The organism is Bradyrhizobium cytisi (genome assembly GCF_008123515.1).
GTDB lineage: Bacteria > Pseudomonadota > Alphaproteobacteria > Rhizobiales > Xanthobacteraceae > Bradyrhizobium > Bradyrhizobium cytisi.
The window spans coordinates 39,687-65,016 of the sequence record NZ_VSSR01000039.1 but is presented as its reverse complement, the minus strand read 5'-3'; the positions used below and the strand labels follow the sequence as shown (position 1 = coordinate 65,016).

18 protein-coding genes are annotated in these 25,330 nt (G+C 65.3%); 9 read left to right on the top strand and 9 right to left on the bottom strand.

Annotated features, from left to right (window positions below):
• Window positions 1–37: 37 nt before the first annotated feature.
• On the bottom strand, window positions 38–832 hold the full coding sequence (locus FXB38_RS23400; RefSeq protein ID WP_148753326.1) for a protein-L-isoaspartate O-methyltransferase family protein: 795 nt from the start codon (window positions 830–832) through the stop codon (window positions 38–40).
• Window positions 829–4,290 (bottom strand): ATP-binding protein, encoded by a 3,462-nt coding sequence (locus FXB38_RS23395; RefSeq protein WP_148753325.1) that lies wholly within the window; start codon window positions 4,288–4,290, stop codon window positions 829–831. Before FXB38_RS23395 ends, FXB38_RS23400 begins: the two co-directional genes overlap by 4 nt.
• Window positions 4,291–4,425: 135 nt before the next feature.
• Here FXB38_RS23395 and FXB38_RS23390 point away from each other — a divergent pair, with 135 nt between their 5' ends.
• The 4 genes from FXB38_RS23390 to FXB38_RS23380 all read left to right on the top strand — a co-directional run bounded on the left by FXB38_RS23390 (window position 4,426) and on the right by FXB38_RS23380 (window position 13,110).
• Window positions 4,426–10,863 carry a non-ribosomal peptide synthetase gene (locus FXB38_RS23390; RefSeq protein WP_148753324.1) on the top strand — a complete coding sequence of 2,146 codons (6,438 nt, stop codon included), beginning with the start codon at window positions 4,426–4,428 and terminating at the stop codon, window positions 10,861–10,863.
• Between the two features lie 145 nt (window positions 10,864–11,008).
• A complete protein-coding gene (locus FXB38_RS42950; RefSeq protein ID WP_187435087.1) occupies window positions 11,009–11,173 on the top strand; it encodes a hypothetical protein in 165 nt (54 codons plus the stop codon).
• 228 nt (window positions 11,174–11,401) lie between these two features.
• A complete protein-coding gene (locus tag FXB38_RS23385) occupies window positions 11,402–12,133 on the top strand; it encodes a 4'-phosphopantetheinyl transferase family protein (RefSeq protein WP_148753323.1) in 732 nt (243 codons plus the stop codon).
• Window positions 12,130–13,110 (top strand): LLM class flavin-dependent oxidoreductase, encoded by a 981-nt coding sequence (locus tag FXB38_RS23380; RefSeq protein ID WP_148753322.1) that lies wholly within the window; start codon window positions 12,130–12,132, stop codon window positions 13,108–13,110. The genes FXB38_RS23385 and FXB38_RS23380 overlap by 4 nt, the downstream gene beginning before the upstream one ends.
• Here FXB38_RS23380 and FXB38_RS23375 read toward each other — a convergent pair.
• From FXB38_RS23375 to FXB38_RS23365, 3 genes are read right to left on the bottom strand one after another with little or no spacing between them, the layout of a single operon-like run.
• On the bottom strand, window positions 13,107–13,946 hold the full coding sequence (locus FXB38_RS23375) for an ABC transporter ATP-binding protein (protein WP_148753321.1): 840 nt from the start codon (window positions 13,944–13,946) through the stop codon (window positions 13,107–13,109). The genes FXB38_RS23380 and FXB38_RS23375 overlap by 4 nt on opposite strands.
• Window positions 13,943–14,743: an ABC transporter permease gene (locus FXB38_RS23370; protein WP_187435086.1), complete on the bottom strand. Its 801-nt coding sequence runs from the start codon at window positions 14,741–14,743 to the stop codon at window positions 13,943–13,945. Before FXB38_RS23370 ends, FXB38_RS23375 begins: the two co-directional genes overlap by 4 nt.
• A 4-nt stretch (window positions 14,744–14,747) precedes the next feature.
• Entirely contained in the window at window positions 14,748–16,124 is a 1,377-nt protein-coding gene (locus FXB38_RS23365) for an ABC transporter substrate-binding protein (RefSeq protein WP_246230066.1), read from the bottom strand.
• On the opposite strand from FXB38_RS23365, the gene FXB38_RS23360 reads away from it, so the two are divergent.
• Window positions 16,123–16,476, top strand: a complete 354-nt coding sequence (locus FXB38_RS23360) for a hypothetical protein (RefSeq protein WP_148753318.1) — start codon at window positions 16,123–16,125, stop codon at window positions 16,474–16,476. The two genes, FXB38_RS23365 and FXB38_RS23360, sit on opposite strands and share 2 nt — an antisense overlap.
• A complete protein-coding gene (locus tag FXB38_RS23355) occupies window positions 16,473–17,312 on the top strand; it encodes a Crp/Fnr family transcriptional regulator (RefSeq protein ID WP_148753317.1) in 840 nt (279 codons plus the stop codon). The genes FXB38_RS23360 and FXB38_RS23355 overlap by 4 nt, the downstream gene beginning before the upstream one ends.
• Before the next feature lie 10 nt (window positions 17,313–17,322).
• Here FXB38_RS23355 and FXB38_RS23350 read toward each other — a convergent pair whose 3' ends face one another.
• From FXB38_RS23350 to FXB38_RS23340, 3 genes are all read right to left on the bottom strand, one after another.
• Window positions 17,323–18,348, bottom strand: a complete 1,026-nt coding sequence (locus FXB38_RS23350; protein ID WP_148753316.1) for a histone deacetylase family protein — start codon at window positions 18,346–18,348, stop codon at window positions 17,323–17,325.
• 127 nt (window positions 18,349–18,475) lie between these two features.
• Window positions 18,476–19,417 (bottom strand): SMP-30/gluconolactonase/LRE family protein, encoded by a 942-nt coding sequence (locus FXB38_RS23345; RefSeq protein WP_187435085.1) that lies wholly within the window; start codon window positions 19,415–19,417, stop codon window positions 18,476–18,478.
• Window positions 19,374–21,449 (bottom strand): PQQ-dependent sugar dehydrogenase, encoded by a 2,076-nt coding sequence (locus tag FXB38_RS23340; RefSeq protein ID WP_148753314.1) that lies wholly within the window; start codon window positions 21,447–21,449, stop codon window positions 19,374–19,376. The genes FXB38_RS23345 and FXB38_RS23340 overlap by 44 nt, the downstream gene beginning before the upstream one ends.
• A 206-nt stretch (window positions 21,450–21,655) precedes the next feature.
• Between FXB38_RS23340 and FXB38_RS42945 the strand changes: the two genes are divergently transcribed.
• The 3 genes from FXB38_RS42945 to FXB38_RS23325 all read left to right on the top strand — a co-directional run bounded on the left by FXB38_RS42945 (window position 21,656) and on the right by FXB38_RS23325 (window position 24,045).
• A complete protein-coding gene (locus FXB38_RS42945) occupies window positions 21,656–21,889 on the top strand; it encodes a DUF6894 family protein (RefSeq protein ID WP_187435083.1) in 234 nt (77 codons plus the stop codon).
• A gap of 9 nt (window positions 21,890–21,898) precedes the next feature.
• A complete protein-coding gene (locus FXB38_RS42940; protein ID WP_187435082.1) occupies window positions 21,899–22,075 on the top strand; it encodes a hypothetical protein in 177 nt (58 codons plus the stop codon).
• Window positions 22,076–22,455: 380 nt separating this feature from the next.
• Window positions 22,456–24,045 carry a gamma-glutamyltransferase family protein gene (locus FXB38_RS23325; protein ID WP_148753313.1) on the top strand — a complete coding sequence of 530 codons (1,590 nt, stop codon included), beginning with the start codon at window positions 22,456–22,458 and terminating at the stop codon, window positions 24,043–24,045.
• Here FXB38_RS23325 and FXB38_RS23320 read toward each other — a convergent pair.
• The gene (locus FXB38_RS23320) at window positions 24,042–25,328 is read right to left on the bottom strand and encodes an NAD(P)/FAD-dependent oxidoreductase (protein ID WP_148753312.1); all 1,287 of its coding nucleotides are present in this window, start codon (window positions 25,326–25,328) and stop codon (window positions 24,042–24,044) included. The two genes, FXB38_RS23325 and FXB38_RS23320, sit on opposite strands and share 4 nt — an antisense overlap.
• Between the last annotated feature and the right edge of the window lie 2 nt (window positions 25,329–25,330).

Below are 25,330 nucleotides of genomic sequence, written 5' to 3'. Positions count from 1 at the left end.
ACTTCGATTCGTAATCAAGGTAAAATGAAACGAATCGTTAGCCATCCGACGGCAGCCCCTGCGCGATGCCGCGAAAGCGCAGCGGCGCCAGCGACGATGCGCGCTGCCACCAATCGGCGACGCGATCGTCAAGCGCCGTCGCCCCCCGGCCCCGGCCGGGAAAGATCCGGATCTGCTGCACAGCCTCGGCCTCGAATCCCTTGCCTTTGCGCGTGATCTTGAGGGCGGCGCCTTCGCGGTCCCGCTGCGTCAGCGGCACCAGCAGGCGGCCGCGCGGGCGCAGCGATTGAAGCCAGAGCGGTTGCGGATGCGAGAAGCCGGCATGCACAATGATGACGTCAGCGGCCTCGCCGATGTTGCGGCAGCCGTCGCCGTTGACAACCCTGACATTTCGATAGGCGCGAAGACAGGCCGCGGCACGCACCGCGAGCCGCTCGTCACACTCGATCGCATGCACCCTGCCGTTCGGGCCAACGATCTCTGAGAGGATCGCCGAGAAATAGCCGAGCCCGCAACCGATCTGGACCACGCGGTCCTTCTCCCCGACGCCGAGCAAATCGATGAAGTGCGCCCACAGGCTCGGCAGTCCGGTGTCGAGCTTGCGGCGCGCGTCGATCGCAACCAGCACATTGTCGTAGAGATGGACGGGGTCGGCGTCGGGCGTCAGTCGGTATTTGCGCGCCGCCTCGCTCTTGATGCGCCAGGGCCCCTTCGCCAGAAAATTTTCGCGCGGCACCGCCGCCAGGGCTGCAAGCAGGCGCGGCGAGGAGAGTCGTTCCCGCTTCGCAATCAGCTCGACGTAGCGCGCACGGGCGGCGGGCAGATCGCTCATTTCACCGGATCGGCCTGACGAGCCGGTGTGTCGCCACCGATCTCGTGCACGAGCTGCATGGCCAGCTTCAGGTCCGGCGTCAGGAATCCCTCGTTGAACTTGCCGACGATCGGCACGAGCAACAGACTGGCGTGTTCGCGCTTGCCGGCGTCGTGCGACAGCCGTGCGAGGCTGACGGCAGTTCTGAGCTCCCAGGACAACGCGCCCTGCTTGCGCGCGGTCTCGAGCGACAGTTCGAACAAATCTTCGGCCTCCTGCACCGAAGTCGGATTGCCGTCCGACAGGGTGATCTCGCCTTGCAGGCGATAGACTTCCGCCAGATAGGAGTGATCGCCGGTCCGTCTTGCGGTCGCAAGCGCACCGTCCAGCGCGCGCAAGGCGGCATCGCGCATGCCGACCTTGGCATAGGCCTCCGCCAGCAGGCAGCGGAACCAGCAGCCGGCGAGCCAGGAATCCATCGCCTCGTATTCGTCGAGGCCGAACCGCATCTGGCTGATGCCCTCGTCGGCCTCGCCGAGCTGCGCCAGCGCCCAGCCGCGCAGGATCGTGGCCTGCTGCTTCCAGTGCAGGAAATTGTGCTCGGTGGCGATGATCATGGCGCGGTTGGCGTGGTCGCGCGTGCCCTCGATATCGCGCAGATGCTGGCAGAGATAGGCGCCGAACACCAACGCAAAGGCGAGCGAGAAGGGATGGCGGATCTTCTCCGCATGCAGGATCGCCTGCTCGCTGTGCTGCCGCGCCGCGTCAGGCTGGCCGAGGAACCACAGGAGATAGCCGAGGTAGGACAGCGAGACGACGCCGGGATCGGTGCCGTGCCGCTCCATTAGGTCGGAGTGCAAATCGGGGCTGTAGAGATTGATGCAGCGGTGCAGATGATGCTGCGCGGCGGCGAAGCGCCCGCGATAGAGCATGGTCATCGCGATCGACCGGTGCGCCTCGATCAGATAGCCGGTCTGCTGCGCCGGCTGCGCCCGTTCGTTGAGCCGCTCGCGCTTGGCGAATTTCAACAGCTCGACGCTGAGATCATGCGCGCGGGTGAGATCGGCGCGGATGAAATGGCAGACCCAGAGCCCGCGGGTGGCGGCAAAAGCCTTCTCGTCGTCATCGAGCTGCTGGCCGAGCTCGAGGGCGCGGATGTAGTTCTCCTCGACCTCTTGCACCGCGTAGCCCTTGGCGGCGATCAGCGCGTTGCCGAGCGCGATGCGCACCTCGAGCTCCATCTCGTCGGCGCCCTGCATGCGGGCATTGGCCTGCACCACGCTCAAGCCGCGGCGCAGATGGCCGATGGCCTCGAGATTGGCGCCGCTCTTGGCCGCCTGCTTGCCGGCCTTGAGCCAGAAGCTCGCCGCGCCCTCGCTCTGGCCGGACTCGGTGAGATGGTGGGCCAGCAGCTCCGGCTCGCGCTCGGTCTTCTCCGGATACATCTCGGCGAGCACCTGGGCGATGCTGGCATGCAGCTTGCGCCGCTCGCTGTGCAAGAGGCTGGCATGCGCCGCGTTCTGGATCATCACGTGCTTGAAGGAGTAGAGCGCGTCCGGCGGATGGCCGCGCCGCATGATCAGGCCCGCCTCCTCCAGATGCGTCAGCGCCGCCTCGATCTGCTCCGCAGGCGTGTTGGCGACCGCATGCAGGGTCTCGTAGGAGAACTCGCGGCCGATCGTGGCGCCGATCTGCGCGATCCGCTTGAACGGCCCCATCCGGTCGAGACGCGCCATCAGCGAGTCCGTCAGCGTCGCCGGGATCGCGAGTTGCCGCCACGGGCCCGACAGAACGTAGCGGCCATGCCGCTCGGTCAGGAGATCGGACTCGAGAACCGTCTTGGTCAGCTCCTCCAGGAACAGCGGCACGCCGTCGGTCTTGACGATGATCTCCTCGATGACCTCCTTGGGCAGCTCGCGCCCGGCGACACGCTCGACCAGCGTCGCGCGCAACGGCCGGCTGAGCCGGTTCAGCACGAGGGTGGTAATGTGCGAATGCGCGTTCCAGCTCGGCTGGAATTCGGAGCGCGCGGTGATGATCGCTAGGATCGGCCGGTTCTGCACCCGGTCGACGACGAGGTCGACCACCTCGCGGGAGGTCGGATCGATCCAGTGCAGATCCTCAAAGGCCATCACCAGCGGCATCTCGCGCGCGAGGCCCAGGAAGTGATTGACCAGTGCCGCGACGGTCGCGTCCTTCTGCTGCTGCGGCGACAGGTCGAGCGGCGGATAGCGCTCGCCGGTCGGGATCGACAGTAGCGCGGCAAACAGCGGAGCGACCTGCTCGATATTGCCGTGCGCGGCGGCAATTGCATTCTCCAGGCTTGCCAGCGACAGCGCGGACACATCCTCGCGATCGAGGCCGAGGGAAAACTTGAGCTGCTCGACGAACGGATAGAAGGCGGTGGAGGTGTAATAAGGCGAGCACTGGAACGAAACCTGTCCGTGGCGGTCGCCCGCGATCCGCTCAAAAATCTCCTGGATGATGCGCGACTTGCCGATGCCGGGCTCGCCGAACTTGACGACGACCTGGCCGTCGCCCTCCTTGACCTGCTGCCAGCGTCCCATGAGCAGCGCGATTTCCTCCTCGCGGTTGACGAGCGGGGTCAGGCGCGTGCCCATGGCGGCCGCAAAGCGGGTCTCCACCCGCGTGGCGCGCACGACGTGCCAGGCCTGGGTCTTCTCCGAGATGCCCTTCAGCGCGTGGGCGCCGAGATTGCGGTAATCGAACTTCCCCTTCAGCAACGACTGCGTCGAGGAGGAGATCACCACGCCGTTGGGCGGCGCCAGCGCCTGCAGGCGCGCGGCCAGATTGACGGTTTCGCCGACCGCGGAATCGCGCTCCTCGGTGCCCTGGCCGACGAGGTCACCGACCACGACGAGGCCGGTCGCGATCCCGATGCGGACGGCGGGCGCGTGGCTGAGCGCGCCGCGCGGCTCGATCGCGCGCGCCGTCGACAGCACCCGCACGATCTCGAGCCCGGCGCGCACCGAGCGCTCGGCGTCGTCCTCATGTGCGGTTGGATAGCCGAAATAGACCAGAATGCCGTCGCCGACGAAGCGGGCAGCAAAGCCCTCGTAATGCTTGACCACGCGCACGCAGGTCTCGCGAAAGCTTGCGATCATGTCGCGCACGTCTTCCGGATCGAACTGGGCGGAGAGCGCGGTGGAATCGACCATGTCGCAGAACATGGTGGTGAGCTGACGCCGCTCGGCGCCGACCTCTGCTCGGGTCGGCGGGTACGTCGGCGCGACCGGCGCCTCCGCCGCCTCGGCCTGGAACAGCGACGCGGTCGCCCGCCGCAGCCGCTTGCGATCGCCAAGCGGCAATCCGAGCTCGGCAAGATCAGCCTCGGTCAGGTCCCCCATGACATCGAGATCGAGGCGGTGTTGCGCGAACAGATCGGTGTAGTGGCCGAGACCGATGCCTTCGAGCCAGCGCTTCAACCCGACATCCGTCCCCGGCTCTTTCTCCAGCATGGTGATCCCGCCCGACACTCCCCCCGCCGAAAGGCTTAAGGTCCCTCAACCACAGATTTTGGGACCAAAACTTCACCTCGGACTGGACGCGTTCCCTAACTCTTGGGAAGAATAGCCCAATCAGATCAAAAGGGAATGGCATTGTCGGAGATTGCATCCGGGGTGGGAGAGGGATCGGCAGACGCGGGCGCCGAAACCAATACGTTTGCCCATATCGGCGGCCTTCTCGCCTTTCATGCGCGAACGATGCCGGCGGCGCCCGCCCTGCTCGCCCCTGGCCGGCCGCCTCTGAATTATGGCGCGCTCGGCGCCAGGATCGCGCATCTCGTCCAAACGCTGCGCGGGCTCGGCGTTGCACCTGGCGACCGGATTGCCGTTGCGCTGCCGCGCGGGGCCGACAGCGCGCTGGCTCTCATCGCGGTCGCATCAGGCTGTGCCTGCGTCCCCGTCAACCCGGACCTGACGGCGGACGAGCTGCAACGTTATTTCAGCGAATTGAAGCTGACGGCGCTGGTCACCCGGGCCGATATGAACTCGCCGAGTCGCGACGTCGCCAGGGCGCTTGATATCGCGATGATCGACTTCGTTCCGGGACCTGAGACGGATCTCGGCGGCTGTGCGTTCATCGGACCGACGATCGGTCCGGCCTGCGCGAACGGCGCCGCGAGTGCCGAGGATGATGCCTTCATCCTGCTGACGTCAGGCACAGCAGCGCGGCCCAAAATGGTACCGCTCACGCATCGCAATGTGTGTCTCTCGGCGCAAAATGCCGGCCGCGTGCTGTCGCTCACATCGCACGATCGCCTGCTGAATGCCTTGCCGCTGTTTCACGCCCATGGCCTGATCTCCGGTCTCCTGACCGCGCTCGCCGCGGGCTCCAGCGTGATCGCGACCGGCGGTTTCGACGCACCGTCCTTCTTCGGCTGGATGCGGGACCTGCAACCGACCTGGTACACGGCGGTGCCGACCATTCACCGCGCCCTGCTGACGGCCGCGGAAGCCAACCCGGAGCGCGCCCGCGCGTCATCGCTGCGCGTAATCCGCTCGGCCTCGTCCTCGCTTGCGCCCGCGATCCTGAACGGGCTGGAGACGATGTTCGGCGTGCCCGTGCTGGAAACCTACGGCATGACTGAAGCGGCCTCGCAGATTGCCGCCAATCCGTTCGAGCTGCGCAAGATCGGATCGGTCGGCCGTGCCGCAGGTCCTGAGATCGCCATCATGGACGAGACAGGCCGCGCGCTTGCAAGCGGCGAGCGTGGCGAGATCATGTTGCGCGGAGCGAACATGAGCCGCGGCTATTATAATGACGAGGCCGCGACGCAAGCTGCATTTCGCGACGGCTGGTTCCGGACCGGCGATCTCGGCTATCTCGATGCCGACGGCTATCTCTTCATCGTCGGCCGCATCAAGGACGTCATCAACCGCGGCGGCCAGAAGGTCTCGCCGCTTGAGGTGGAAGAGGTGCTGCTGGCCCATCCGGCGGTGCTGGAAGCTGGCGTCTTTGCCGTTCCCCACGCAAAACTCGGCGAGAACGTCGCCGCCGTCGTGGTGCTGCGGGACAATTCCGAGGCGACCTCCGACCAGTTGCGCCAGTTCGCGCGCAAACGTCTCGCCGCCTACAAGGTGCCAAGCCTGATCCGCAGCGTGGCGGCGCTGCCGAAAGGCGCCAGCGGCAAGGTCAAGCGCAACGCGCTGGCCGACCTGATTTCGGCGTCCCATGATGACGACGAGACGCAGCTGCCGCGCAACGCGCTGGAGACCCAGCTCGCAGAGATCTGGGCCAATCTTCTGGAGCTTCCGAAAGTAGGCGTCGATCAGGATGTCTTTGCGCTCGGCGCAGACTCGCTCGCGGTCACGCAGATGCGCTCGCGCCTGCGCGAGCGCTTCAACGTCGACTTCTCGTTCGAGGACATTTTCGATTGCGCCACGGTCGGCGCTCTTGCAGCCCGGCTCGAGACCACGGCGCATCGCGATGCGACGCTGCCGGCTTGGCGCCCGGCGGCTTCTGAAGGAGATGCGCCGCTGTCGTTCCAGCAGCAGCGGATGTATGTGCTCTCGCGGCTCGATCCGACGCGCTACAATTATAACGTGGTCGAGGTCGCGCTGCTCAAGGGGCAGGTCGATATCGCTGCGCTCCAGGCGAGCCTCGGTGCGATTTGCGCGCGCCACGAGGCACTGCGCTCGGTCTTCGTCGAACGCGAGGGCGAGCCCGTGCAGCGCGTGCTTGACGCACCGCCGCGGTTCGAGCGGATCAAGCTGAGACCCTGCCCTCCGCACCGGCGGGCTGAGGTCGTCAGGCGCGAGGCGCTCAAGCTGGCGCAATATCCGTTTGACCTCGCCCGCGAGCCACCACTGAAGGTCACGCTGCTTTCGTTCGACAAATCCAGCCATGCGCTGGTGGTCAATGTCCATCACCTCGTCACCGATGGCTGGTCACAGCGGCTGTTCTGGGAGGCGCTCGCCGCCGGATATTCCCCCGCTCGCAAAGGGAGCACGACGATGCTGCCCTCGCCCGGCTTCCAATATCGCGACTTTGCGCGCTGGCAGCTGAGCTGGGCGCAGACACTGATGGCGAAGGAGCAGCTCGATTACTGGCGAACCCAGCTCGACGGCGTCACCACGCTGCCGCTGCGGACCGACCGGCCGCGGCCGGAAGTCTGGAACGGACACGGCGCCCGTCACTATTTCGAATTCTCAAGAACCCTTTCGGCCGACATTCGCGCACTGAGCCAGGACCAGGGCGTGACGCCCTTCATGGCGCTGCTCGCGGTATTCCAGTGCCTGCTGTTCCGCCATACCGGACATGAGGATGTCGCGACGGGCTCGCTGATCGCGAACCGCAACCAGATCGAAAGCGAACGGCTGATCGGGCTGTTTGCCAGTACGCTGATCCTGCGCAACGATTTCGGCGGCGACCCGACCTTTGGCGAGATGCTGCGGCGGGTGCGCCGGGTCACGCTCGATGCCTATCGCAACCAGGATCTTCCGATCGAGGAAGTCCTGCGCGCGTTGCAGATCGCGCGAAGGAGCGACGGCAATCCGCTGTTCCGGATCATGTTCATCCTCCAGAATGCGTCGATCGAGGCGGCGCGCTTCCCCGGCCTGTCGACGCGGCGGCTGGAGATCGACCCGGAAGTCGCGCGCTTCGATATCACGCTCGAGCTGGTCGAGGCCGAGGGCCGCTTCACCGGCTTCTTCGAATACGCCACCGATCTGTTCGACGCAGGTACGATCGAGGGCATGGCGGGTCAGTTCAAGACCCTGCTCAAGGCCGCCATCACCAATCCCGAGCAGCGCATCTCGCGTCTGCCGCTGCTCACCGACGCCGAACGCCGGCTGTTGCCGACGAAAGGCCGGCCTGCCAATTTCGCCACGCGCGGAAATCTCTGCGAACGCTTCGAGCGGCAGTCAAAGAAGACGCCGAACGCCGTGGCGATATCCGACGGAGTTCTGTCCCTGAGCTATCGCGAACTGGCGCGCCGCAGCCAGGCGATCGCGCGCTGGCTTGCCCGCGAGGGCGTCGGCACCGAGACCGTGGTCGCGCTGCTTGCCGATCGCGGGCCCGACCTGCTCGCGGCGATGATCGCGGTGCAACGCGCGGGCGCGGCCTTCCTGAACCTCGATCCCGAGCAGCCAACGGCGAGGCTCGCAACCATCCTCGGATCGAGCTGCGCAAGCGTGCTGCTGACGGCGCGGGCGCGGTCCGCCATGGTCGACGCGCTGCTCGAGCCGCTGGTCGCGCGCATCCAAGTCGCCGAGCTCGAGGACGCCATCGCGCTGGAATCGACCAAGCCGGCCAGCGCAGCACGGCGCGCAAGCGCAGGCCTTGCCTATCTCATCTATACGTCCGGCTCTTCCGGTGCGCCGAAGGGCGTCATGATCGAGCAGCGCGGGCTGTCGAACCATCTGGCGTCGCTGATCGCCGAACTCGGCCTCACGAGCAAGGACGTGATCGCGCAGACCGCACCGCAGAGCTTTGTGATCTCGGTCTGGCAGTTCCTCGCCGCTCCCATGGTCGGCGCACGCGTCCATGTCTGCGGCAATTCGGTCGTCCAGGACCCGATGCTGCTGGCGCGGGAGATCGAACGAGAGGGCATCACGGTGCTCGAGATCGTCCCCTCGCTGCTCCGCGTCATCCTCGAACGGATGGACGAGGCGCCGATGCTGCGCGCCTTTGCGAAACTGCGGCTGCTGATCTCGACCGGCGAGCCGCTGCCGGTCGAGCTCTGCCGCGCCTGGTTCGCCCGCTGCCCGAAGGTGCCGCTGATCAACGCCTACGGCGCCTCGGAATGTTCTGATGACGTCTCCCTGCACCGGCTGACCAGGGCGCCGGACACCGCGACGACCAATGTCCCGATCGGCGCGCCGCTGCCCAACACCCAGCTCTATGTGCTCGATCCCAATCTGGAGCCGCAGCCGGTCGGCGTGGTCGGCGAGCTCTGCATCGGCGGCGCCGGCGTCGGCCGCGGCTATATCAACGATCCCGCCCAGAGCCGGCAGCGCTTCATCCCCGATCCGTTCGCACGCGCGCAAGGCAGCCGGCTGTACCGCACCGGCGACCTCGCCCGCCGCCGCGCCGACGGGACCATCGAATGCCTCGGCCGCGCCGACCTTCAGGTCAAGGTCCGCGGCTATCGCATCGAGCTCAAGGAGATCGAGGCTGCGCTTGGCGACCACGCAGGCGTGCGCGCCGGCATCGTCGAGCCGCGCCGCGACGCCAATGGCGACGTCAGGCTGATCGCCCATGTCGTAGCCAAATCGGGCAGCCGGATCAACGCCAGCGAGCTGCGCGACTTCCTCAAGAGTCGGCTGCCTGTGCATGCGATCCCGTCGGCCTTCCTGTTCCTGGATCAGATTCCGCTCAATGCCCACGGCAAGCTCGATCGCTCCGCCCTGCCGGCGCCCGCGCAACAGGAGAGTGCGGCGACGGAAGCCGCCGTGCCGGCCCGCCGCTTCACCGAAAAGGTGCTGTCCGACATCTGGATCGATCTGCTGAAGATCGAGAGCCTCGGCGTCACCGACAATTTCTTCGACCTCGGCGGCCATTCGCTGCTCGCGGGCCAAGCCATGGCGCGCGTGGCCCGTGCGCTCGGGGTCTCGCTGCCGATCAAGACCATCTTCGAGGCACCGACGATCGAGGAGCTCGCCCGGCGGGTCGACGAGGCGGTGACCACGAAACCGCAAAAGCCCGCGGCCAGCGGGCCACGCCTCGCCGACAGCGGACCGCCCACGCTGTCGATCGCGCAGGACCAGATGATGCGAATCGAGCAGAATCTGCCCGATCTACCGCTGTTCAACCTGCCCTTCGCTTTCCACCTCGAAGGCCCGATCGATCCGCGCAGGCTGGCGCAGGCCATCGACGACATCGTGCGCCGCCACGAATCGTTACGCACGGCGTTCGGCTGGAATGGCGAGGAGCCGGTCAGCCGGATCGTCGCGCCCGCCGCGCTCGGTCCGGTTCTGACCGTCGAGACCATCGGCGACGGGCGGCCCCACAACAACAAGCGCCGCAAGGCCCTCGAGCTCAGGAAGATCGAGCTCCTGATCGCGCAGGAGACATATACTCCTGTCAACGCCGCCCGGGCGCCGCTGCTGCGGGCGCGGCTGCTGCGGCTGCACGCCGAGGATCACATCCTGCTGCTGACACTGCACCATGCCATCGCCGATGGCTGGTCGATCGGCGTGCTGTTCGAGGAACTGTCCAACCGCTACGCCGCGCTGGCAGGCCATCCGTCGGCGCCCTTGCCGAAGATGCCGCTCGCGTTCTCCGACGTCGCACGCTGGCAGCGCTGGTGGTGCGGCACCGAGGCGGCCCGCCGCCAGGCCCTCGACTGGAGCGAGGCATTGCGCGGTTCAGCCCCCCTGTTTGACGGTGAGGCGCGGCCGGGCGCGTCGACCGGCCATCATCCCCTCAGCCTGGAGCGCGACCTGGTCGCCCGCCTCACCGCCTATGCGCGACAGCACAACGCCACGCTGTTCATGTGCCTGCTCACTGGCCTGAAGGCCCTGCTGCTGGCGCGGACCGGACGCACGGACATCTCGGTCGCGACCGCCATGGCCAATCGCGCCCAGCCGGACACTGAGGGGATCGTGGGTCCGTTCGAGAACACGGTGATCGTCCGCAGCCGAATTACACCGGATCTGTCGTTCACGCAGGCCTTGGGCCGCGTGCGCCAAAGCGTGCTCGAGGCGCATGCCCGGCAGGAGCTGCCGTTCAACATCCTGGCCGACCATCTGGAGCAGGAGGGCATCGATCCGGCTTCGCTGCTCCAGGTCTATTTCACGCTGCAAAATCCGCTGCGCCAGCCGCTCGAGCTGCCTGATGTCGCAGTGCGATCGATCGGAAATGTCGCGCGCGAGGGCCAGCCGGTACTGCCGGTCGACCAGACCTGGCTGTCGCTGATGCTCAAGGAGCGCCTGACCGGGATTACAGGTTCGTGCAATTACAAGGGCGAGCTGCTCGACGGCGCCGTGGTCGGCGCCTGGATGGAGGATCTCGTTGCGCTGCTGAGGGCCGCTATCACGCAGCCCAATGCGCCACTCGACCGGCTGCTCGCCCGCCGGGCGGCTTGACCGGCTGTTAGTCCACGCCGAACGCGGGTTCACTCGCAAGAGCTGTGAATGACCAAGTTGCATCTTGATTCTTTGGCGCTTGCCGCGCAAGATTATTCCTGCGTTTTTGATTTGGACGATTATTTTCAACCGGGGGAGTGTCATTATGGGTTTTATCAAATTTACCAAGGGTACCTCGCTGAGCGACAAGGACCGCAAGGCCCTGCAAAAGCTTCTCTCTGACGAGAAGAAGAAGCTCCAGTCCGCTCTAAAGGACGTCGACACCAGCCTTTCGATGCTGGGCGGCAAGAAAGCCAAGAAGAAAAAGTAAGACTTGTCGGCCGGGACGCCGCACGAATCTTCAAGTTCATTTCCAAATTTAGGCCGCTCGCCTGTCGAGTTGGGGTCTCGCACAAGCTTGAACCTGTAAACCGGCCAGCAATCGACAAGAATTTGCCTGAGTGGACCGCTAGAAGCGGTCGGCTCAGTTGCTTCCTGTTTGGTTGATTCTTCGGTCAGGGCCGGATTTGGCCTCCGCCTGACGCTATGGGCCCAATTGATGGCAGACGACGAAATTGAACTGTTTGTCGGACTGATCGAGAGCATCGAGACGCCGGGCGCGGTCGAATCGTGCCGGCGGCTGCTCTCCGTCGACGAACGGATACGCGCCGACCGCTTCATGTTCGAGCGGCATCAGCGGCAATATATCTTCGCGCACGCGATGTTGCGCCTGGCGCTCTCGCACGCGGCCCCCGAGATCGAGCCGACCGACTGGTCGTTTTCGACCGGCCGCTACGGGCGGCCCTTTGTCGCGGCGCCCGCGACTTCGACGGCACTGCATTTCAGCCTGTCCCATGCCGACGGCTGCGTAGCTTGCGTCGTCTCGAAGCACGAGACCGTCGGCGTCGACGTCGAGACCGTGTCGCGGCGCGTCGCGCCACTCTCCACCGCGCTTCGCTTCTTTGCGCCGGAGGAGGTCGAGACGCTGCGCGGACTGCCGGAGCCCGCCGCGATCGAGCGCTTCTTCGACTATTGGACGCTGAAGGAAGCCTATCTGAAAGCCAGGGGTTTTGGGCTCAACCTGCCGCTCGACGCATTCGCGATGCAGGTGTCGCGAGAGGCGATCGAGATCAGCTTCAAGCCCGATATCTCCGACGATCCGGCAGGTTGGCACTTCTCGCTGTGCTCGCCCTCGCCCTCGCATCGCCTGGCGATCGCCGACGGCTCCGGTGCGGTCGGCGGCCTTCGCATCACCCGCAACGCCTGGCCGCTCCGGGAAGCGGCGGAATGATTCCGGCGCGGCTGCGCGTCTTTCCCGCGATCTCGCGCAACCGCGATCCCCAAAAATATGTCGGCGAGCTGACGCGGGTGGCGGAGTTCGCCGACCGCAACGGTTTCGAAGGCATTCTGCTGTTCGAAGGCAATGACGTCTTCGTCGAGCCCTGGGCGATGGCCCAGCACATCCTGGCCGCGACGACGCGATCTTCGCCGCTGATCGCCGTCAATCCGGTCTACATGCACCCATTCACAGCGGCGAAGTTCGTGTCGTCCTTTGCGCAGCTCTACGGCCGCAAGGTCTATCTCAACATGATTACGGGCACCGCAATCAGCGACTTGGAGGGACTTGGCGACGAGCAACCGCATGCCGACCGCTATGTCCGGCTCGGCGAGTTCGTCGCACTGATGCGCGAGCTGCTCGCGAGCCAGCGCCCGGTCAATCTCGAGGGTCGGTTCTACCGCGCCAGCAATCTGCAACTCCGGCCGCGCTTGCCGGCCGAGCTGATGCCGGAATTCCTGATCGCGGGGCAATCGGAAGCGGCGCGGCGCGTCGCAGAGGAGACCGGCTGCATCAAGATGCAGATGCTCCCGCCCGACCTCGATCGCGGTCTCAACGCCCCCGGAATGAATTTTGGCATCTTCGCGCGCGAGAGCAGCGAGGAGGCGCGGCAGGCGGCGAAGGCCCGCTTCCGCGACAACCCTGATAACCGCGAGCTGCTCGCGCTTACGGTGGAGAATTCAGATTCCGTCTGGAAGCGACGATTGTACGAAGGCCAGACCGGCGAGCTCCACGACAATGGCTATTGGCTCTTGCCGTTCCTCACCTTCCAGGCCGACTGCCCCTATCTCGTCGGCAGCCATGCCGAGATCGGCGCGAAGCTGAAGGAGTTTGCCGCGAAGGGCCTCACCACGATCATGCTCGACATGGTTGCGGACGAGACCGAGATGCAGCACGTCTGCAAGGCGTTGAGGGCGAGCGAACTATTCTAGGTCGGCACGCCCAGCGGGCTGAGCCGCGCCATCGGCTCGCTGCCTTCCGGCCACCGCAGAAGCTGCATGACATGACGCTTCAGGCGCACGAACTCGGGTTCGGTGACGAGATCCTGGCTCCGTGGCCGAGCAAACGGCGGCACGATGTCCTCGATCACCCGGCCAGGCCTTGCGCTCATCACGACGATGCGATCGGCGAGGAACAGCGCCTCGTCGATGTCGTGGGTGACGAACACCGTGGTGGTCGGGATCTTGCCCCAGATATCGAGCAGGACCTCCTGCATCATGCCGCGCGTCTGCGCGTCGAGCGCGCTGAAGGGCTCGTCCATCAGCAGCACCCGCGGCTGGTTGATCAACACCCGCGCGATCTCGACACGCTGCTGCATGCCGCCCGACAGCTGCGCCGGGTAAAATGCCTCGAAGCCGGACAGACCGACCAGCTTCAGGATTGCATCCGCCGCGCGATTGCGCTCGGCTTTTGCAAGGCCCCGCATCTTCGGGCCGAAGGCTACGTTGTCCCGCACTCGCTTCCACGGAAACAACGTGTGCTGCTGAAACACCATGCCGCGGTCCGGACTCGGACCCGCGACCGTCTGTCCGTCGACCGTGAGCCGGCCTGCCGTGATCGGCAGGTGTCCGGCCAGCGCGCCGAGCAGCGTGGACTTGCCGCAGCCGGAAGGCCCAAGAATGCAGACGAGCTCGCCCGGCGAGATCGAGACATCGAGCCCGCTCACCGCCTCGAACGCATCGATCCCCTCTCCGAGCGAGATCGAGACTTCAGCGATGTCGATACGACCGACGCTTTGCGTGCCGATATCCGCAACCCGAATGTTCATCGCGCCACCTTCGGGCTGCGCCAGGGCATCGCGAGCCGTCCGGCCGTCGTCAACAGCCAGCTGGAGCCCATCCCGAGCAGGCCGATGACCAGCATGCCGACGATGATGTCGGCATAGTTCTGAAGCGTGTAGGCCTCCCAGGTGTAATAGCCGATGCCGAACTGGCCCGAGATCATCTCGGCGGTGACAAGGCAGAACCACGAGGTGCCCATGCCAATCGCAAGACCGGTGACAATGCTGGGCGCGGCGCCCGGCAGCACCACCTCCTTCAGGATCGCCAACTCGCCGGCGCCCAGGCTGCGCGCGGACGCGACCAGCCGGCGATCGACATTCGCAACACCGTGGACCGTGTTCAGCACAATCGGAAACAGCGCACCGATGAAGGTGATGTAGATCATCGACAGCTCGGACGACGGGAACATCAGGATCGACAGCGGTATCCACGCCACCGCCGGAATCGGCCGCAGCAATTCCAGCGGCGGCTGCAAGAGGTCACTCGCAGCGCGCGACCGGCCGATCGCAAAGCCGAGGACCGCGCCGATCACCACCGCCGCCCCATAGCCCGCGAACACGCGCCAGAGGCTGCTGGTGATATGCGCCACCAGCTTCGGCGAACGAAACAGGGCGACAGCAGACTCAACAACCTCGACCGGTGGCGGCACGTTGCGGAAGGTGACGATCCCCAGATTGAGATGCGTCACTGACGCGACCTGCCACAGCGCGATGCAGGCCAGGATCGAAAGGCCGCGGACCACCCATCGGATGCCCGCGGGCCGCGCCGGTTGAGCGATCGCCATGGTCTTACCGGCTCGCGACCAAGGATTCGCGCGCAGCGGCGAAGTCGAGCACCGTCCCGCCATGCTGCTTCGACCAGCGCTCGGCGGCATCCTTGAGCAGGAACGCATTCAGCTCACCGTTCTGGGATCGCACGAACCACGCCTGGTTTGCGAACAGCTTGATGCCGCTTTCGCGATCCTGCGCATAGACGACGCGGATGGTCTTGCCGTCCTTCTCGAGTCCGGCGAGCGCCTTCAGCGCGTTCTCTGGCGAGGCGTAGTGGCGCACATGCGGCTCATCCTTGACCCAGATCTGTGCCACGCGACTGAAGTCGCTGATCTCAGCGCCCGTCGCCGCATCCTTGGCGCGAAGCGGAAGCTGCGCATAGTTTTTCAGCCCGGCGTCATAGTCGCGGCCGGCCTGCGCCGCTGCAATGCGAATATACTTGTCGGTGACGAACTGGTTGATATCGAGATCGCTGTCCGCGCGCTTGAGCAGCTTCAGCGTCTTGATCGAGGTGGCGACCGCCTGGCGGTATTCCGGCTTCCAGGTGACATCGCGGGTCTGAAGACCGAGCGGACCGTGGAAGAGGTAGTCGACCTCCGCCTCGATGCCGGTCACCTTCGCGATCAGCTCGCTATATTTCTCCGGCTCCTCCGCGATCAGGCGATCCGCCTCGAGCGCAGCACGCAAATAGGCGACCACGATCTCCGGATATTTTTCGGCGTAGTCAGCGTCGACGAGTGAACCGTGGAATGTTGGTGCATTGGCCTGTGCACCGTCAAAGATCTTGCGCGCAAAGCCGCGCCACGGAAACAGCTCAGCGAACGGGACGAAGTCGGCATGTGCCTCGATCTTATTGGCCTGCAAGGCCGGCCCGGCGACTTCCGGTGCCTGCGTGATGATGTTGACGTCGGTCTGGGGATTCCAGCCCTTGGCCTCAATGGCGCGGAGCAGCATGCCGTGCGAGGTCGAGGCAAAGGGAACGGAGATGGTCTTGCCCTTGAGCTCATCGAGCGACTGCACCGGCGAGCTCGACGGCACCACGATTCCGTTGCCGCTGCCCTTGGTGCTGCCGGACAGCACGCTGATAAACAGGCTGCGACGCCCGGCCTTCTGGAACGCAACGCCGTTCAGCGAGCCCGGAAAATCCGCCATCGCGCCGAAATCGAGCTTGCCCGCGACCATCTCGTTGGTGAGCGGCGCGCCGCTCGTAAAATTCTTCCACTGGATGTCGTAGGTCACATCCTTGTACTTGCCGTCACGAGGCAGGAACTTCTCCAGCAGCTTGAGCTCGCGAATGAGCAGCCCGCCGGTCGCGCAGTTGATGGTCGTATCCTGCGTCCCGACCGCAACCCGGATCGTCTCCGCCCGCGACGGTCCGAACATGGCGACGGTCATGACCACGACGGTCGCACTGAGTCTCAAAGAGCTGAAATCGATCATCGAACTGTCCTCGGCAGGCCGGATCCATGCCGGCAGCGACGCGAACCGTCACTATCGAAGGCGCGACGCAGCGGTTGAAGCAATTACTTGCATCGCGAGCATAGAGCGCTGGCGTCATGATTCCGTCGCGCGCCGGCGCAAAGGATTTTCTCAGGACCATGCAATCGACAGAGGAATCGTTTCGTCTCCGCTCGGCGCACATATCAAGCTTTGCTATGTGATTTGGAACGATCGCAAAGAGATGGACATCGCACCATCTCCGCACTTACCTGTTTGCAAGACCTCGTTGAGCTCAGGATTGGGATGACCATTCTCAAGGAAGCTGCCGTGACCGAGCCTGCCGCTTTTGCCCAGCGGCCACATGCAGGCGTGCGGTTCGACTGGCCCGGCCGCGAGAAGTCGCGGCGGTCCCGCAGCGCACGTACGACGACCACAAGCTCGGCGCTGTTCATGAGCGAGACGATCGACGGCTTGAATGCCGGCGCGCATTTCCTCGATCGCTTGTCCGCGCCGGAACAGGCGCGCGTGCATGCGGCCGGCCGCACGATCACGGTGCCGCAGGGCGAGATGGTGTTCAGCCAAGGCGACGGCCACGACGGCATCTTCATCATCCGCCGCGGCCAGGTGCGGGTCTACTACACGGCACCGTCAGGCCGCGAGATCACGCTCGCCTATTGGACGCCGGGACATTTCATCGGCGGTCCGGAGATCTCCGGTGGCGGCATTCACATGTGGTCGGGCATCGCCATCGAGGCCTGTGAGATCGCGGCGCTGTCGGGCCCGGCGCTCGAGAAGCTCCTGACCGGCATGCCGCAATTCGCACTGGCGCTGATCGACGGCCTCATCGCCAAGGGCAAATGCTATTCCTCGATGGCACAGATCCTCGGCACGCGATCGGTGATCGAGCGGCTGGCGCAGCTCCTGCTCACCTTGTCGGAGCTGCACGGCATTGCCGATGGCGACACCGTCGTCATCAACCGCAAGATCACCCATGACCAGATCGCGGCCATGGTCGGCTCGACCCGGCAATGGGTCACGATGATGCTCAAGCGCTTCCAGAACCGCCGCATCATCGCCATCGATGGCAGCACCATCCGGATCAGGCGGATCGACCTGCTCGAGCAGATCCTGTTCAAGGATTAGGGCGAGACAATCACCGCGCCTCTTCGAATCCTGCCAGCACTGAAGTCAGGTTCGCACCCAGAATATCCGAGAGATAACCGCCTTCCTGCACGAACACGGTCGGCAGGCCCATCTTCGCGATGGCCTGGCCGATGCGGCGGAAGCCGGGCGTGGTGACGGCGAGGCCCTTCAACGGATCGTGCTCCGAGGCGTCGAGGCCGAGCGCGATCACGAGCGCGCCGGGCGCGAAGGCTTCGATCGCCTTGCACGCGACATCCATCGCCTGGATGTAGCCGTCATCGCCGGTGCCGATCGCCAGCGGAATGTTGAGATTGGTGCCGAGGCCTGGACCTTCGCCGCGCTCGTGCGCATAGCCCCACACATAGGGATAATACGCGATCGGATCGGCGTGGATCGAGACCGTGTAGACGTCCGGCCGCGCGTAGAAGATGCCTTGCGTGCCGTTGCCGTGGTGGACGTCGACGTCGAGAATGACGACACGCTCGTGCTTGAGCCGCAGATGGGCCGCGGCAATCGCGCTGTTATTGAGGAAGCAGAAGCCGCCGGCCATGTCGCGATAGGCGTGATGGCCGGGCGGACGGCAGAGGGCGTAGGTCGCGTCCTCGCCGTCAATCACCATCTGCGCCGCCGTGACCGCGACGTCGGTCGCGGCGCAGGCCGCGTCCCAGGTGCCCGGGCCGATCGGCGCCGCGGTGTCGGCGGTGTGCCAGCCGAGCTTGCCGACAATGTGGGTGGGATAGGTCGCGGCATGTCGCACGGGATGGATGTTGCCGATCATCTCCGGGCCGGAATCGCCGAGTGCTTTCCAGGCGTCCCAGGCTTCACTCAGGAACGATAGATATTCGGGGCTGTGAATGCGCGCGCGCGGGCCCTGGCCGAATGTCGTCGGCTCGACCAGTTGATGCTTGCCGTCGTTCAGACCCTTGAGCAGGCGGTCTGCGCGCTCGGGCTGCTCGGTGGTGCGCTTGACGACACCGCGAACCAGGAAGAATTGCGGATCGTGGCTGCGGTGCAGTTCGGTATGGACGGCTTTCACTCGATACTCCGTGGTCGCATTGACGATGCCACAGATGTCTAAATGCCCGCGGCGGCCAGATGCAAGCAAGAAGAATGCCGCTCGTGCCGTGCCGCTCTGCGCCGGAAGCAGACCGCCCGTGAGGCGCTCAGCAGCGCCCGCGCTGGAGACAGTGCTCGCGGCCCTGCTGGTCGGTGCGGAAGGATTCGATAAAGCCGCCCTGACGCTGGGTGACGAAGACGGTTTTGCCGTCGCCGCCGCCGAAGGCGAGATTGGTCGGCTCCTTGGCCCTCAGCGCGATCTCGCGCTCGACCGCCCCGTTGGGCTTCATCAGCGCGATCGTCCCCTTGAGGATGCGCGCGACATAGAGGCGGCCGGTGATATCGGTACGCAGGCCGTCGATGGTGTCGGGCTGGAACGCCTTGACGAGCTTCGCGTCGGTGAGCGCGTTGCCGCGGATGGTGTAGGACCAGACCTGGCCGCTGCTGGATTCACCGACATAGAGCGTGTTGCCGTCGGGGCTGAGGTCGATGCCGTTGGTGGTGCCCATCGCGCGCGGTGCTGACATGACCTGTCCCTGCACCGTGCCATCGGCGGCTTTCGCAATGCGCCAGACGTGGCCTTCGCGACCTTTCCAGTTCGGATCGCTCGCATAGATCGTGCCGTCGCGGGCGATGGTGATGTCGTTGGGCTGGTTCATCTCGTCGGAGTGAAACCAGACGCCGGGCTCGGAGCTACCCTTCGGGATCGCAAAAATGTTGTGCTTCTTGTAGTCGGCGATGAACATCGTGCCGTTGCGATCGAAGCGGATGGCGTTGCCGACGCTGCCCTCGGGAAGCGCCGTGAAGGCCTCCGACGCCGCACCGCCTGCAGGCAATCGGCCGATGGTGCCGGGCTTGCCGAAATTGACGACGAAGAGGTTGCCATCGAGATCGGCGGCAGGCCCTTCGATGCCGAACGTATATTCGCTGGCCGGCGTCACCTGCACGCTTTCGAACAGCTTCGTCTCGGCCGCGACGAGCGGCGTGGCGACGACGAGCAGGATGCTACTGCACAGGCACCAGAAATTCCTGCCGGATGTAATAGCCATCGTCGTCGGTGCACTCGCCATTCAAGTAAGGATCGGCCGGCCGGAAGAATCGGCTGAAGCCCGGTTTGTCTACAGCGTTCCTTTGTGTCACGACAACGACCTTGGCGGCCGGTATTTCGCCGCATTCCTTGTTCGCCTTGCCATAAAACTTGCGCTGCGGCAGGCCGAGCTTGATGCGCATCGGCGTCCCCGGAACCATCTTGGCAACGAGCAGATCCGCAGTCGTGAGCAGAGCCGCATAACCGGGCTCGCTCTTCGGCAGGCTCTCGCCGCCCGGCGGCATCAGCTTCTCCGCGCCAATGCCGCGCAGCCGCGTGCGCAGCTTGCCGGACTCCGGATCGCCCGGATAGATCCAGCCATCCTGCGACAACATGAAACGGAGCACGGTCGCGTCCTTATCGGCGTCCGACTGCCCCGCCTTCAGACCGAAATCGGAGTGACAGCCGACGCAGTGCTTTTCGACGAGGTTTTTGCGCAGCGTGGCGAGCCGGACCTTGTTTTGCGGATCCCTGGCGACGAAGGCAGCGAGCTGGTCGATCAGCGCCTGGCTGCGCGTGTCGCAGGGCAGCGGCGGCGGCGGATCGCCCGCGGCGCGATCGATGCGGATGATCGTCTGGTTCTTGTCCTCGACCAGCCAGATCGCACCGTCCTCTGCGACCGTGATTCCGACCGGCGCGCCTTGCGGCCGCGCACCATTGACGCGGTGCCAGCCGGCGATCAACTCCTCGAACGACGCGGCGGCGACATCTCCGGCGTCGGTCTGAAAATTGTGAGTCGGATCGGCCGCACAGCTCACGTGGTAGCGCACCGGCGCAGGCGCGGGTTTTGGAAAACCGTGGTCGTCGACGTCGTAGATCAGCACGCGGCTGCCGGTCGGGCGATAACCGTGCAGGCCGACCAGCAGCTTGCCTTCGAGCTCGGGAAATTTGGCGCCGTGATAATACAACATCGCGAGCGGCGCACCGTGGGGCGGCAGCAGCGAGAAAGGCCGCTTGTAAAGCGCGTTCGCCGTGCAAAGCGATTTATAGACGCCGGATTGCAGCACGCGCTTGAACTCGGGACTCGGCGTCGACAGATCATAACAATAAGGCCAGCCGTAGTGCCTGCCCCGCTCGATCGCGTTGATCTCCTCGTTCGGCTCGAAGATGTCGGGCAGATCGCGGCCGTTTTCGCCTTGCAGGAACGCGTAGCCGGCGTCGGGAAAGTTCGGGTGCAGCGCCAGCGCCATCGAGTTGCGCAGGCCCCGCGCGTAGACCGTATGCGGCGGATCGGGATCATTCGGCTTCAACGCCGGGAAGACGCCCCCCGACGGCGGCGTGAACAGCCAGATCGCAGCCATGGCGGAAGAACCTTCAGCCGCCGCGCAAGGTCTCGTGATCGGCGCCGGCGTGATGCAATCGTCGCTGTGGGCGCCGACATTGACGAACAGCCGCCCGTTGCGATCGAACACAAACTGCTTGAGGGGGTGCGCGCTCTCGTCGAGCTTCGTGCCGTCAGGCAGCGTGATGCGGCGGCCCGGCATGTGACGAATGATGGTCTCGACCGTGCCGCGCGGATCGTCCGCGAGCGGATCGAGGCGGAAGATGGTCTCGGCGGTCGAGGCGTAGAGCTTCTTGTCCGGACCGATCACGAGGCCGAACGGATATTCGACCCCGGTCAGGAGCTCCTTAAAGCGCTGCCCCTGGGCAGCGTGCGGGTCGAGCAGCAGCAGCCGGCCATCGGCATGACCCCAACCGCCCATGTCGGCGACCACGAACAGGTCCCGGCCGGGCACCTGGATGATCGACCGCGGAAATTTCAGATGGTCCTCTTCGCTGGCGACGAGGCCGGCGCAAAAGCCGGCCTTCATATCGATCTGGACCTTGGGAAAGGCGAGATCGCCGCTGCCGCAGGTCTCCGTTCCCACCGCGTAGCCGCTTTTCCTCACGTGATCGGACGCAGCCAGTGAGCCAAAGCCGTGCAGGACTGCCGCAAAGGCGACGACACTTACGCACAAGCTTCGGCGTCCAACCTGGAATGTGAGATGATTCACTGGGCCTCCCCGACGTTCGGTCGAAGGTTGTTCCATGCCCGCCAGGCGCCGTCCAGTTGAACATCACCCGCCTGTGATCAAACCCGCAAGGCGCGTGGTGCCGACCAATCTCCGTAGATTCCCTTACCGGGCTTGGCCCGAATATTTTTCGTTCTGTTCGGGTGGTATCGATATGCCGTCCAAATCGCTTTCCAGAGGAGGCGTGCATGGTTCAGATGTATTTCCACTGCTCGAATGCCGAAGGCACGCTGATCGATCGTTACGGCACGGCAGTCGCCAACCTGACCGAGGCGCGCGACCGCGCCGCCCAGATCATGCGCGCGATGATCGAGACGCCCGGCGCCGAGGATTGGCGTGATTGGGTGATCCATATCAGCGACGACGACGGCGAGGAGATTTTCGATCTTCCCTTCACCGCCATGCTCGGCAAGCCGCACTGAGGTGATGCCATGCTGCTCGCGTCATTGACTCTGCTCCGCCAGCCCCTCACCTTCGTCGCCACCAAATGGCAGAAGCTGGTGCGGATCGCAGGCAACCCCTACCGCCCCGAGCTCTACTACATGCGCGGCCCTGGCCCAAAATGGCACGCCAAATATCAGGCCAGCCGGCTGAACCGCGAGCTCTGAGCGCAGCCCGCTCCTTCTCGCCTACTTCCCTGTAAACTTCCCCTTGCGCTTCTCGACGAAGGCCTTGCGGCCTTCGATAGCGTCGGCGGCTTGTGCCGATGATGGCCTGAAGTTCGATCTCGCGGCGGAACTGCGCCTCGTAGCTGGTATGCTCGCTCTCCTCGACCAGTGCGCGCGTCGCGACCGGCAAGCGCGCCGAGCAGGACCGGCGTCATTGCGTTCAGGCTCTCCGGCTCGTCGAGCGTCAATATCCCGACGGCGCCAACCCGCGCCTGTTTCACACCTGCCATGTCGTTCCTCCCAGTGGATGTTCTCGTTGAAGGCGATGTGCCATTGTCAGCGCGCGCGAAGCAACGATAACCGAAGACACAAAACGACTCATGCCTCATCAGTTCAGCCTCAACCAAACCGTCCGCAAACCCGCCGTCACCTCCAAGGGCGGCATTGTCGCCTCGCAATCGCGGCGGGCGGCCGAGGTGGGAGCGCAGGTGCTGGCAGCGGGCGGCGACTGCGTCGACGCGATCGTGGCGACCACCTTTGCGCTGAATGTTCTGGAGCCCTGGAACAGCGGCATCGGCGGCGGGGGCGCGATGGTGCTCTACCGCGCCAAGGAAAATCGCTACGAGGTGATCGACTATGGCATGTGCGCACCGCAAAGCCTGCGTGCGGCCGATTATCCCATCACCGGAGAACGCGCCGCTTCCGACCTGTTTCCGTGGCCGCGGGTGAAGGACGACCGCAACGTTCACGGCCCCGGCGCGATCGCCGTGCCAGGTGTCGTCGCCGGCATGGAGGAGGCGCACCGTCGACACGCCCGGATGACGTGGAAAGACCTGGTCGCTCCGGCTGCGGCGCTCGCCGGCGAGGGCCTGCTGGCCGACTGGTGGACCGCGCTGACGATCGCGGGCTCGGCGGCAGATCTTCGGCGCTATCCCGCGAGCGCGGCAATGTTTTTGCAGGACGGCCTGCCCCCGAGCCCGCCCTGGAGCATCGAGGCTGAGATCCGGCTACCGCAGGACAATTTGAAGGCGACGCTGTTGCACCTCGCCGAAGCCGGACCGCGCGACTTCTATCAGGGCGATCTCGCCAAGAGCATCGCGTCCGACATCAGGGCCGATGGCGGCTCGCTGTCGGTCGAGGACCTCGCCGCGTTCCGCGCACATCTGCGCGAGCCGCTGGCGATCCCCTATCGCCGCGGCAAGGTGTATGCGACCCCCGAGCTCACGGCCGGGCCGACCATGGCGCATGCGTTGCGCCTGCTGCAGCAAGGTCTGAAGCCGGCCGGCACGCCAGATGCGGCCGCCTATGTCGAATATGCGCTCGCCTTGCAGGCAGCCTATCGCGAGCGGCTCAAGGACATGGGCGATGCCGACGGCAAGCGCGCGCTCGGCGCCGAATATCTGGCGCCGGCCTGCACCACGCATTTCTCCGTGGTGGACCGAGACGGCAACATTGCCGCGGTGACGCAGACGCTGCTCTCGTCCTTTGGCTCGAAATATGTGACGCCGCACACCGGTATTCCCATGAACAACGGGATCATGTGGTTCGATCCGACGCCTGCTACCACCAACTCGCTCGCCCCCGGCAAGCGCTGCCTCACCAACTACACACCTGTTATTGCCGAGACCAAGGACGGCAAGCGCCTCGCAGTTGGCGCTTCCGGCGGCCGCCGCATCCTGCCTTCGGTGATGCAGCTCGTGTCCTTTGCGATGGATTTCGACATGGACCTCGATGCCGCCATCCATCAGCCCCGCATCGATTGTAGCGAAGGCGCGCTCGTGCTCGGCGACACGCGGCTGCCTGCGGATGTACGCAAGGCGCTTGCCGCACGCTTCGACTACAAGGAAGCGCCGGTGCAGACCCTGCCGATGAAGTTCGCCTGCCCGAGCGTTGTGATGCGCGACGGCGACATCAATTCCGGCGCAGTCGAGATCTTCCAGCCCTGGGCCGACGCGGTGGCGGAAAGCTAGATCCCCAGCCGGTCGCGCACGCGGCCCGTGATCACCGCAGTCGTCACCCCGACCGGCCAGAACGCGTGCATCGGGATCGGCTTGATACCGGTGACGGGCATATCGATCTCAGCTTTGGCTCCGCCGATCAAACGGCGTGCGAGCTGCGCGCCCATCGCGGTCGAGAGCGCGACGCCGCGACCGTTGCAGCCGAGCGAGATCAGGATGTGCTCCGCCGGCTCATGCACATGCGGATAATGGTCCTTGGTGATCGCGAGCCGGCTGTTCCAGCCGTGGGTCCAGGCCACGCCCTTGAGCTGTGGCCAGAGCCGCTCGGCGTAGCGGACGAGATAGGCGACGTCGTTCGGCGAATTGATCCAGCGCATCGGTCCGCGGCCGCCCATCAAGAGGCGGTTCTGCTGATCGATGCGGTAATACACCGTGATGTGGCCGCTCTCGTAGAGGACGGGACGCGTCGGCATGATCGAGCGCGCGACATCGTCCGAAAGGGGCGCGGTGGCTGCGATCGAAGAGAATACCGGCACGATGGTGCGGCGGAGTGCGGGCCAGAGATCGTCAGTGAAACCGTTTGTGGCGAGCAATATGTTATCAGCATGCACGACCGCGCGCGGCGTCTCGATGCGCCAGCGGCTGCCGTCGCGCCGGAGTGATAGCGCCGGCGTCTCGCCATAAACCTTCGCGCCGGCGGAGATCGCGGCGCGCGCGAGGCCTCGGGCGTAGCTGAGCGGATGCAGGTCGCCACCGCGGGTGTCGAGCATGGCGCCGATGTAGCGATCCGTGCCGGTCATCTCGCGCAGCTGCTCGCGGTTCAGATACGACACCGGCATGCCGCGGCGGATGCATTGCTGTGCGGTCTTCTCGATCGCGGCGGCGCTGGCCTCATTATAGGCCGCGCGCAGCGTGCCGTTCTGCCGCGCCTCGCAGGGGATCTGGTAGCGCCGGATCAAATCGTGCGTGAAGTTCGTCGTGCCATAGGCAAACTCGATCATGCGGCGGCCAAGCTCCGCGCCGAAATCCGCCTCGATCTGATCGGGATCGTGCTTCAATCCCGGATTGGTGTGGCCGCCATTGTTGCCCGACGCGCCCCAACCCGGCTCCTGCGCCTCCAGCACCAGCGCCCCGACCCCCTGCTCCGCCAGATGCAGCGCCGTGGACAGCCCCGTATAGCCGCCGCCGACGATCGCGATGGAGACGGTCTTGTCCGCGTCGAGCGGCGGCGTGGCCACCGGCGCGACAGCGGTGTCCGCATAGAGCGAGGGCGGCAGAGGCAGGCGCGTAGTCATGG